Below are 10,814 nucleotides of genomic sequence, written 5' to 3' on the forward strand. Positions count from 1 at the left end.
ACTTCGCTAATTATCTACCTACGATGAATGTCAATTCACATTCACAAACTTTTTTGTCCTCTACATATGCGGTCGCTTTTCCGATTCCTACATAATCTCTGATTTTCACGATTTCAAAGTGCAGCTTCAACACATCGCCCGGCACAACTTTTTGACGGAATTTTGCTTTATTGATTCCACCGATGTACGCTGTTTCACCTTGGAATTGTTCCATTTTTAGAATCAAGATCGATCCTACTTGTGCTAATGCTTCGATGATCAAAACACCTGGCATTGTTGGGTTACCAGGGAAATGTCCTTGGAAAAATTCTTCATTGATCGTCACATTTTTCGTTGCGATGATTTTTTTCTCTGGAATAATTTCATCCACATAATCGATAAAACAAATTGGGTAGCGATTTGGGATCATTTCCATAATTTCAGTTGCATTCATGATTCTTGTCATTGTTCGTCTTCCTCCCATTTCTTCATACAAATAACACCATTATGTCCACCAAAGCCAAATGAATTACTGATAGCATATTCTGCTTGAACAGCGCGTGAACCATCTGTTAGGTAATCTAAATCACATTCCGGATCAGCTGTTTTGTATCCTGTTGTCGGATGAGCGATGCCTTCCTGCAAAGTTTTCACACAAGCGATTGCTTCGATTCCGCCAGCAGCTCCTAATAAGTGTCCTGTCATACTTTTTGTGCTGGAAATTGGAATATGATACGCTTTATCGCCAAAGACACGTTTGATAGCAGCTGTTTCTGCTGCATCATTTGCCGGTGTCGATGTTCCATGTGCGTTGATATAACCTACAGATGACGCATCGATTTGAGCTTCTGCCAGTGCTAGTTCAATAGCATCAGCAGCGCCACTACCATCTTTCAATGGTGCTGTCATATGGCTGGCATCACAATTACTGCCATAGCCGACAACTTCACCTAAAATCACTGCTCCTCGTTTTTTTGCATGCTCCAGCTCTTCCAGCATCAACATACCTGCACCTTCACCCATGACAAAACCATGTCTTTCTTTATCAAACGGGATCGAAGCCCGCGCTGGATCATCTGTTGTATTCAACGCACTCAACGCCGCAAAACCAGCAATACCGATTTCACAAATCGTCGCTTCAGTTCCACCTGTGATCATAACATCAGCTAAGCCATATTTGATCGTACGGAATGCTTCACCGATTGCATTTGTTGCAGATGCACAAGCCGTTACGATCGTTTGTGAGGGGCCTTTTGCCCCTAATTTGATCGAAATATTTCCTGAAGCCATATTAGCGATGACCATTGGAACGAAAAACGGTGTTACTCTCTTTGCTCCTTTTTTGTCCATTACCCGAACCTGATCCTGCAAGGTCGTCATCCCGCCTATCCCGCTGCCGACGATTACGCCAAACCGCTTAGGATCGATTGAATCGTAAGTCAAGCCACTCATTTCCCATGCTTCCAAAGCTGCAACCAATCCATATTGAGAGAATAGGTCCATTCGTTTTTGCTCCTTGCGATCGAGCACGTTACTTGGATCAAACTCTTTCACTTCTCCAGCTAAAGCAACACCGGTATCCTCTGAATCAAATTTAGTGATTTTTCCGATCCCTAACTTGCCGTTGACTAGATTTTGCCAATATTCTTTGACCGTATTTCCTAAAGGAGTCACTGCTCCCATCCCTGTTATAACTACGCGCTTCATCTTGCACCTCCATCGATATTTTGATGTTCAAATTAAAAAAAACTTGCTTAACCAATACTTTTTTGTTTAAAATTAAGTAAAATAGTTTGACTTTCAAAGTATTTTAGTTAATAATTCAGACATCGATAAAATGTCTGTTTGGTTGTGATTATCAATTAGAGAATTATATTATCATTCTCACACAGATAATACCAGTTGCATTTTTATCCGTCAACCTAAATAAAATCAGATGTTGAGATTTTATTAAGTTGTTAAACTATTTTTCACACACTAAAATAATTATTAAAGGGGAAAAAACAATATGTTTCTAAAAGATAAGAAAGTCGTCGTAATGGGTGTCGCAAACAAAAAAAGTATTGCCTGGGGCTGTGCGAAAGCATTAAAAGAGCAAGGCGCCGACGTTATCTATACTTATCAAAACGAGCGCATGAAAAAACAACTACTAAAATTAGCAGAGCCAACTGATTTACTTGTAGAATGTGATGTTGCTTCTGACGAATCGATTGCGCAAGCATTCAAAACGATCCAAGAAAAATACGATAAAATCGACGGTTTAGTTCATGCTATCGCTTTTGCCAACAAAGAAGAACTAGACGGAAACGTCAGTGACATCAGTCGTTCCGGGTATTTATTGGCACAAGATATCAGCAGCTATTCATTATTAGCGGTGGCTCACTATGCAAAACCCATGCTAAATCCAGGCTCTGGCATCGTAACAATGACTTATTTAGGCTCTGAAAGAGCGATTCCAAACTATAATATGATGGGTATCGCTAAAGCTTCTTTAGAGACTGCTGTAAAATATTTAGCTTATGAATTTGCCGCAGATAAAATTCGTGTCAATGGGATTTCCGCTGGAGCAATCAAGACGCTAGCTGTAACAGGTGTCAAAGATTACGATCAGTTGATCAAGCTATCAGAAGACCGCACACCTGATAAAGCCGGCGTAACGATCGAAGAAGTAGGAAATACGTGTGCTTTTCTAGTCAGTGAACTTGCCGCTGGTATCGTAGGCGATATTATTTACGTCGATAAAGGCGTTCACCTAACTTAATTTTTTCACCGTTTATTCGCTCTTACATGGAAAAAGAGCACAGAATACCACTCAACAAGTGATTTCTCTGCTCTCTTTCTTTTATGCTACTAGAGTAAAGTGTGTTAATTTTATTCTGCGCCATAATTCAACATAAGCCATCGGCGGATATTCGATCATCGAAATGATCAAAGAACTTAAAATATGCGTCATCACAAGCACAGTGATCAACTGCGCCCAATTATTGTTAAAAAATTCATGATTCTTTACAAGACTTCCCGCCCATAAAATACATAGAGGATGGATAAAGAAATAAAATTTTCCCAACTCCCGCAAGCGTCTGACATTTAACTGCTTGCTCACTTCAATGGATAAACTCTTCCAAAAAAGCAGTCCAGTAAATGGTATCAGGCTAAACAAAAAGTTCTTATCGATCCCAATATTTTGATAAACGACTACTCCTTCTGTCAGTAAAAGACAAGCGGCAATCAAAAGTAAGCGATCACTAAACTTCTCATACTTCACAAGCTTCTCTTTATAATCCCAGATAAAAAAGCCGATCGTAACAAAAATCAATGCGAAGAACAAGCCATTTCTTGTTGTGATAAATAGTTGTAAATACCGATCAAAAAAGGCTTTAAGCTGCCCGTTTCCAATATAGCCATAATACGTTTCCAATGAACCAAAACTATATAATAACCCTGCTAAACCCAACAAAAATGGATAACCTACTCGTTTCACTAACCATTGAACCATAATAATGGCAAAAATAGCTGCTGGAATATACCAGAGATGGTAGTATGTTCCTGTATAAAAAAGTCCAACGATCAAAGCGACTGGATATAAACTAGGGCTCAGAGAATAGCTTTGCTGAATCCATATAAAGCCGATCGGCAAATAAATCAAGCTCCAAAATAAATAAGATTTTATCAGGGACCTCACATAATGCTTCGTATATCCCTTTGAGCTTGTTTGTCCTCTACGCACAAAGTAGCTGGTAGAGATCAAAAAGAAAGGAACAGCAATTCGACATAACACATTCTTGAATAAAAAATTCAGTTCTGGCTCTTGAAATACACGTTCACAATGAAAACAAATCACTAAGACCGCCGCAGCATATTTGATCACATCGATTCCAGCAGTCATTTCCCGTGTTTTTTTGATTGTCTGTTCGATCTTTTTCACCCCCACATCCTTTTTTTCACTTCTTTCCTCAAGTATAGCAAAGCATTATTTACATTTTATCAGTACAAAGTCTGAATTTTCTCTGTATAAAAAGTCCTATATTAGAAAAAAACGTAGAGATGCGTATAAAGCATTTCTACGTTTTTTTTTTGATTTTTTCCGTTTTACAGACTTTCTTCAACAAAATGCACAGAGGAACAAGTCCAGTACTTTTGGTATACGCGTTCCTGATATTCATCAAGATTAAGCTGATACATTTTGAATGTTACTAGTCGATTCTTTGGCTGCCATTGTTCTTCATAGGAATACTGATAGGTCATTCCTAACCGTTTCATCACTTCACCACTGCGGGGATTAGCAACGTCATGAGTTGCGGTTATATAAGGAATTCCATCTTTTCTAAGTTGTTCGATCACTGCTTGGCCTGCTTCTGTCACAATCCCTTTATGCCAAAACTCTTTTCGCAACCCATAGCCAAAATCATAACTGTCATCCAGGCTCACATTTACATAACCGATCGGCTGATCATACGCCTTTAAACAAATTGCATAGCGATAGCCTTGCTGCTTTTGGTACGCCTGACGATAATTCGTATCATAAAAGGTGTTTGCTTCTTCCAACGTAGCTAATGGAAACCACGGCAAGTACGTATTGACTGCTTGATCGCTATAAATTGCAAACAGATCAGCTACATCTGCTTCCGTAAATTTTCTTAAAATCAAACGCTCTGTTTGTATGGTAGGTGTATTTTTTTTTCATCTGATAATAGCCTTTCACTGCTGTTGTCCGTAAAATAGTGGAATGAGTGCTTCTTGTTCACGTAATGCTTCAAACGCTGCTTGTTCATCTGCAAGTGCTAGAGCCGCTTCAAAGTCCTCCATCACTTGAATCTTTGTTGAAGAAAATGGTGGGTAATGATAGATAGCATGCGCTGCTTTCAATGAATTTACCCAGAAAAAATAAACGTTTTCCTCTGTTACTAAATCGATCAATGTCATGAAGTCACCGCCGAGATGACGATAATATTTCGCAAAGTGGATAGTGATTTCTTTAATGTCCGTTATAGGAAACTCAGCGATTCGTTTTTCAATAGGCAGATTGACTAGTCCTATAAAGCGTCCGATTTGATCGATCGTAACTTCGCCTTTGCTCACACTGCAAAGACAATTAGCATTCCCCGCCCATCTTGAAAAGGTCACCTCAGGATACATCGCTTCATCCAATTTTAGGAAGGTGTTGACTCGTTTTCCTTCTGTGAATAAAGAATCGATTTCCTTAGCATATGCACTGTAAAAAGCAGTTTTGTTTTGTTCGATATCTTTTGCCATTTTGGTCAGTTCCTTTCCTTTTCGTCCTTGAAACAATGACGTTAAGAATCCCGATTTTTTATAGCCGATCAAAACATCTACGCTCACATCAAAATATTCAGCTAATCGAATCACATTTTCTAAGTCAGGTAAACTTTTCCCTAACTCCCATTTTGAAATCGTCTGACGTGAAATCATTAAATGATCGGCTAAATCTTGTTGAGATAAATGACGTTCTTGACGAAATTTTTTGATTTGTTTGCCTACGGCTAAGCTCACTATAAGCGTCCTCCTTTCTTTTGTCTATAAAATCTGATGCACCCTTTCGTTGCTTGTTTCCAGTATATAATAAACCCGTGTGCAACGGAACATTGCACACGGGTTTCATGCTGGTTTTACTTCGTTTAGTCTTGATTCTTGTATATGAGTTATTGCTGCAGCAGTTTTTGATCCTCCAATACAAAAATCTTATCAACGATCGGTGTATAGAATTGTTCATCATTTGAAACGAATAGAACGCTGCCTTTAAAATTCTTCAGTGCTATTTGAAGTGCTTTTCTTGAATCCACATCTAAATGATTTGTCGGCTCATCCAGTATCAGAAAATTGCTTGGCTGCATTGTTAGATCACACAGTTTTACTTTAGACTGTTCACCACCGCTCAACATGTAAAGATTTTTATCTGCAAGCTCGCGTTTGATCCCGCACTTTGCAAGTTCTCTGCGGACATCCTCATAAGTGAGTCTAGTATATTTATTCGCCAACGTTTCGATCGGTGTCCATTCCGTATTTTCCCATTCGATTTCCTGTGAATGATACCCAACCTTTACTTGAGGAGAAAAATGACTTTGACCAGCTAGTGCAGGGAGTTGACCTAATAGAGTTTTAAGCAACGCTGTTTTCCCTGATCCATCAGCCCCTGTGATAACAAGTTTTTCTCCTTTTTTCACCTGTAGGTCAAACGCTGAAAGCAATTGTTTATCGTATCCGATAGCTAGTCCTTCAATAGTTAAAGCATTCGGAGAGCTTTGCGGTGCACTTTTAAAGGTGAAATTAGCTGGTATTGTTTTTTCGGGCTCTTTCAATCGATCCATCCGCTCTAAATGCTTTCTTCTGCCCTGAGCCATTTTAGTTTTGATTCCAGCAATATTTTTTTGGATAAAGGCTTCCGTCTCCTTGATTTTTCTTTGTTGGGCATCAAATTGACTTTGATAAGCTTCTGTAAAATGAGCTTTTTGTTTTAAGAAATCAGCATAATCACTATGATATTTTTTGATTTCTCCAAAATCGATATCACAAATGCATGTAGCTATTTTGCTAAGAAATTCTGTATCATGAGAAACGATGATAAACGCATTTTCAAAAGCTTTCATATAGTCTGTCAGCCAATCGATGTGCTCCTGATCCAAATAGTTAGTCGGTTCATCTAAAATCAAAACAGACGGTTTTTCCAAAAGAAGTTTAGCAAGTATTACTTTGATTTTATCTCCGCGACTTAATGCAGCTAACTGTTTTACAGCTTCTCCATTACTGATTCCAAGTCCTGTGATCGCTTTATTGATCTCATTTTCAACTTCGTAAAAACCGCTGATTTCCAGTCTTTCCTGATAAGCTGCCGCGCGTTCCAATAATTGATCCTCTCCAGTTTCTCCGTATGTCTCATATAATTTAAGCATTTCTTTTTCCGTTGTATAAAGCTCCTGATAGGCAGAACTTAAAAATTCGTGGATCGTCAAGGCTTCGTCCATATTCGCATATTGATCGAGATAGCCTAGAGTCGCATTGGGATTCCATACAATGGACCCTTCGTCAGGTAAAACACTACCCAAAAGAATCTTCAATAAGGTACTTTTCCCAGCACCATTTTTTCCAACGATTCCCATATGTTCACCGCTTTGCAAGGTAAATGAGCTATTTTCATATAATTGTTTATCTGGTACAGCATAGGTTAAATCTGTTACTTGTAATAATTCCATTATTTTTTCCTCTTTCTTGTCATTTTTACTAAAGAACATACAAAAAAGACCCAAAGACAGAAATGTCCTGGGTCTTTTAATCTATATATTCTTCAGTAAATGTGTACACTAAAAATAGAATGACAACTGAACCATTTTTTCAAAAAACGGCAGCGCCAATCAACTTGTAGTTATACAAAATTTACTGATGAATATGAAAAGCACTGCTTGCTTTTCGATTAAGCTCCATACAACACTTCATCAAAATAAGTTGTAGGGAGCAAAGAGTTGATATATATAAAACGTACATGTGTAACACCTTCCTCAGAAGATACTCTACCATTTTGAAAAAAAATAGTCAACTGGCGTTGGGCGCTGTTTGATTTGATACGATTGCATTTCACAAGCAATCAATCTAAACTAAAGAAAAAGGGAGGTCGTAACTTTGACAATACTGCCAAAAATCGGAAAACCAGCCACGAATGCACTTTCTTCTGCCGGCATCACCCGTTTAGAACAACTTAGTCAATTCGATAAAAAGTCGCTTTTAAGCATGCATGGTGTTGGACCTAAAGCCATCACACTTTTAGAAGAAGCCTTAGCTGAACATGGATTGGCATTTGCGCCAATAACAGTCGATACAGCTCAGCCGAAAGATATTACCGTACTGTGCCAGCTAAATTGTGATAATTCACCAAAAAGGCGGATGATCCGAGATTTCTTGATCGCTGCTGTTGCTGAAAAGCCAAAAGCTCTCTCTTTACTCCTCGATCAACAGTTTTGCTTTGTTTTACCTGGGAGTATAACGTTGATTGGCATTGAGTCCTTTATTGACTACACTCAAAAAAGACATGAACCCATTCGCACACTTGAAATCCAATCTATCGTAACTCACGGAAAAGAAGGTGCTGCTCATGGTGTGCTTTCGACAAAAAACAACCAAAAAATTTATTTTGCTGTAATGGTTCTCTTTAGCGGTAATCAAAAAAATGCGCTTATCACTCAAACCACTGCCTACTTTATCAGATAATTTTTTTCAAAGATAATCATATACAACGAAGCCATCTGTTGAAAAGTAGTGCCTACTTCCCAACACATCAGGAACCGTCTAGGTATCGATGCTTGTACTATCATTAAAAGCCTACTCATAATGAACAGTTCTTCGCAAAAAATATAGATACCTTTTACAGATATTTCAGTGGTAAGATCAATTAACACATATTCAAGCACATATAAAATGCAGAGCTAAAAGGGACAGAAGTGTTCAACTCCGAGAACCAAGTAGGTACTGTGTAACATCAACTCATTCTTCGTTGTGTTTTACAGCAATTTCAGCTTATTTCCGAAGCCTTCAAATCTTAGTGCTTTAACACTTAGAATTTTGCTAGCTTCACTTTGTTCTTGCAACAATAGTGAAACTGTATGCGTTAGCTGATGTGATCGAAGCGAAGGCCTTTAACTTTAGCATGTTTCATGCGTAGAAGTTAATGAGATCGAAACGAAGTGTAGTGTAGTAGTTGCTTCCGCTTCCACCGTTTATTCATTTTAAAAAGGACTGGGACGTAACTCGTAGAGTTATGTCCCAGTCTCTTATTTCCGCTTACTCATTCCTTCGTTTCATTACTTGCAAGTTCTTATTGATCGCTACGATTTCATTGCCAAAATTCCGCCAATCACTAGCTCTTGGTGGAGCCAGCCAAATCAGTTTTCTTGCCGAAAAAGCTGTATTAAGCAAATAATCGGAAACGATCAAATCTGTATCAGGACGGACTGTTGAATGGAATTGAATGTTGAATGAATCGAATATTTTGATTTGCTCTTTGATAAACTGGTTGTATTTTTCTCCTTGCGTAAAATTCACATGTACATTGATTGGATGTTTTTCATTTTCTTTATCGTATTGCTGAGAAACCACAAGCAGCAAATTGAAGAACAAAGATTTTTTGCTGAATCGAAATTCCTTTTCAGGTAGCTGGCAAATAAACTGGCGACATCGTTCAAAAATCACTGGGTAACGCTCATGAAAAAAATCTAGATCCATTACACGTAAAGTAATATCGATCAAAGGAGTGATCAGCAGGTGTCGATAAAGAATACGGTTCACTTCTGCACAGAAGTTTGGCTCTAAACCCTTCAACATCGGAAACCCTTGAAATACTTTTTTCAACTGGAGGAGATATGTTTTTACCGCGGGCTGATCTAAGTCACAAAATTCTTTTCGATAAATAGACAGATTGCTCAAGATGCCCGTCACTTCGATCTCAAGTTCTTTTTTCGTTCCACTGATCGTTTGCTTTGTCCAATGATCGATGATTTGGCAACTCTGATTTTTTTGACTAGCTAGCGGTTCCAAATCATTCGCTGATAAAAAATAACGCTGCTTTCTCTTGATCCGTTCTAACATGATCAATAAATAATGTCGAAACAAATAAAATGAATTGATTTCCTCGTAGGTCGTTTTAAGCTTTGCAAAAAGATCATTGACAGCTAAGATATCCAACTGACTATATAACTCGTCTGAATCCTTATAAATTCTATAATAAAGCATCGTAAAATACTGACGTATGTGCAGTTCATTTCCAACTAGCTGAAAATTTTTTGATAGCTTTATATCATATTGCTCAAGTTCTTTTCTAATACGATCCACGATCTTATAGACGAGCGTTCGGCTCATCCCGTGCTCTTCACCGTATTTTTTGATAGAAGTGAACTGGTGAAAAAAGATCGTTTTTAAAAGTGTAAACTCTAGCGAATGTTTCAAATAGTATTCTTCAACAATACTTGACGATATTTTGACACTTTGGAAAAGTATGATTTCATTGTTTTGCTCGATGACTTCCATCGCTTCTATTAATCCAAATCTTTTCAGATCTTCATTGATCTCCAGCATACTGCGTTCTAGAAGATACTGAGAAATACCCAGTCGTTCACATAAACGATCCTTTCGTTCTGAAAAGGAATATTGTTGTTCTAACAGGCGAAGAATTGCCAGCTTTAAATTTGCGCGATCATCTAATAACAAGAAATCCATTTACTCTCTCCTTGTTCCATACAAAAGTGTACCCGATAAAAAGCTTAGCATGCTTCCAAAACTTGTAAAGACTGACAAGTCTGCTCCACCTGAAATACTGACCTTTTTCGGGGACGATTCTTTTTCTAACAGCTCATCGTTGAGCACTATTTTTACTTTATCATCATTTGGGGAATGATCGATCATCATTTTCTCTTGGTGTAAAAAGTCAGGCAGCTCTTGGACAACTACCTTTGCTATCGAATGATACGTGCCGTATGAGAATTTTACAAAATAAACACCAGCACGCTGCATATCCACGTTATTTTTGATCGTAACTTTTTCAAGCGCTAAAGGCTCACCCGCTTTATCTTTCAGAAAAACGATATTATCTTCTGGCGACCATTTACCGCCTAGTTTCACAACAATATCTTTTACGTTTAGTTCTGTTTGATTTGGTTTGACTTCGATCGTTACTGTTTTGATTTGTCCATCCACTTCATAGCTCATTTTATATTTGCCTGAAGTGGAGGCTTCAGCACCGTAAAAAGTCTCAACCTTCGCTAATAGTGCTGCCGAAACAAGTAAGGCTGTTCCAAGTATGAGTGTTCTATTTTTCACTTACGGCACAGCCTCCT

At 38.2% G+C, this 10,814-nt stretch carries 10 protein-coding genes; 2 read left to right on the forward strand and 8 right to left on the reverse strand.

The window, feature by feature from the left end:
- Positions 1-10: 10 nt before the first annotated feature.
- Together fabZ and fabF are read right to left on the reverse strand one after the other, a co-directional pair.
- On the reverse strand, positions 11-445 hold the full coding sequence (gene fabZ / locus A5889_RS07275; protein ID WP_087640754.1) for a 3-hydroxyacyl-ACP dehydratase FabZ: 435 nt from the start codon (positions 443-445) through the stop codon (positions 11-13).
- A complete protein-coding gene (gene fabF, locus A5889_RS07280) occupies positions 442-1,686 on the reverse strand; it encodes a beta-ketoacyl-ACP synthase II (RefSeq protein ID WP_087640753.1) in 1,245 nt (414 codons plus the stop codon). Before fabF ends, fabZ begins: the two co-directional genes overlap by 4 nt.
- A gap of 301 nt (positions 1,687-1,987) precedes the next feature.
- On the opposite strand from fabF, the gene fabI reads away from it, so the two are divergent.
- On the forward strand, positions 1,988-2,740 hold the full coding sequence (fabI, locus tag A5889_RS07285) for an enoyl-ACP reductase FabI (protein WP_087640752.1): 753 nt from the start codon (positions 1,988-1,990) through the stop codon (positions 2,738-2,740).
- Between the two features lie 81 nt (positions 2,741-2,821).
- Here fabI and A5889_RS07290 read toward each other — a convergent pair whose 3' ends face one another.
- The 4 genes from A5889_RS07290 to A5889_RS07305 all read right to left on the reverse strand — a co-directional run bounded on the left by A5889_RS07290 (position 2,822) and on the right by A5889_RS07305 (position 7,187).
- On the reverse strand, positions 2,822-3,904 hold the full coding sequence (locus A5889_RS07290; protein WP_254909556.1) for an acyltransferase family protein: 1,083 nt from the start codon (positions 3,902-3,904) through the stop codon (positions 2,822-2,824).
- Positions 3,905-4,068: 164 nt separating this feature from the next.
- Entirely contained in the window at positions 4,069-4,626 is a 558-nt protein-coding gene (locus tag A5889_RS07295) for a GNAT family N-acetyltransferase (RefSeq protein ID WP_242585384.1), read from the reverse strand.
- 51 nt (positions 4,627-4,677) lie between these two features.
- Entirely contained in the window at positions 4,678-5,490 is an 813-nt protein-coding gene (locus A5889_RS07300; RefSeq protein ID WP_087640750.1) for a helix-turn-helix transcriptional regulator, read from the reverse strand.
- A gap of 149 nt (positions 5,491-5,639) precedes the next feature.
- Positions 5,640-7,187: an ABC-F family ATP-binding cassette domain-containing protein gene (locus A5889_RS07305; RefSeq protein ID WP_087640749.1), complete on the reverse strand. Its 1,548-nt coding sequence runs from the start codon at positions 7,185-7,187 to the stop codon at positions 5,640-5,642.
- A 424-nt stretch (positions 7,188-7,611) separates the two neighbouring features.
- On the opposite strand from A5889_RS07305, the gene A5889_RS07310 reads away from it, so the two are divergent.
- Positions 7,612-8,196 (forward strand): hypothetical protein, encoded by a 585-nt coding sequence (locus A5889_RS07310; RefSeq protein WP_087640748.1) that lies wholly within the window; start codon positions 7,612-7,614, stop codon positions 8,194-8,196.
- 570 nt (positions 8,197-8,766) lie between these two features.
- Here the strand turns inward: A5889_RS07310 and A5889_RS07315 are convergent.
- Together A5889_RS07315 and A5889_RS07320 are read right to left on the reverse strand one after the other, a co-directional pair.
- Positions 8,767-10,197, reverse strand: a complete 1,431-nt coding sequence (locus A5889_RS07315; RefSeq protein ID WP_087640747.1) for a helix-turn-helix domain-containing protein — start codon at positions 10,195-10,197, stop codon at positions 8,767-8,769.
- On the reverse strand, positions 10,198-10,797 hold the full coding sequence (locus A5889_RS07320; RefSeq protein WP_087640746.1) for a bacterial Ig-like domain-containing protein: 600 nt from the start codon (positions 10,795-10,797) through the stop codon (positions 10,198-10,200).
- Between the last annotated feature and the right edge of the window lie 17 nt (positions 10,798-10,814).

Source organism: Enterococcus sp. 9D6_DIV0238 (assembly GCF_002174455.2).
GTDB lineage: Bacteria > Bacillota > Bacilli > Lactobacillales > Enterococcaceae > Enterococcus_L > Enterococcus_L dunnyi.